General features: G+C 55.0%; 1 rRNA gene. It reads right to left on the bottom strand.

The features are described 5' to 3' along the window. Window positions 1–258: ribosomal RNA gene (locus RU01_RS21935) — 16S ribosomal RNA — on the bottom strand; the annotation flags it as partial.

Below are 258 nucleotides of genomic sequence, written 5' to 3'. Positions count from 1 at the left end.
GACTTCACCCCAGTCATGAATCACACCGTGGTAACCGTCCTCCCGAAGGTTAGACTAGCTACTTCTGGTGCAACCCACTCCCATGGTGTGACGGGCGGTGTGTACAAGGCCCGGGAACGTATTCACCGCGACATTCTGATTCGCGATTACTAGCGATTCCGACTTCACGCAGTCGAGTTGCAGACTGCGATCCGGACTACGATCGGTTTTATGGGATTAGCTCCACCTCGCGGCTTGGCAACCCTTTGTACCGACCAT

It is taken from the genome of Rhodococcus sp. MEB064, from assembly GCF_000834565.1.
Taxonomy (GTDB): Bacteria; Actinomycetota; Actinomycetes; order Mycobacteriales; family Mycobacteriaceae; genus Rhodococcoides.
Note: the sequence above shows the minus strand (reverse complement) of the source record. Positions and strands in the feature narration are given on the sequence as shown.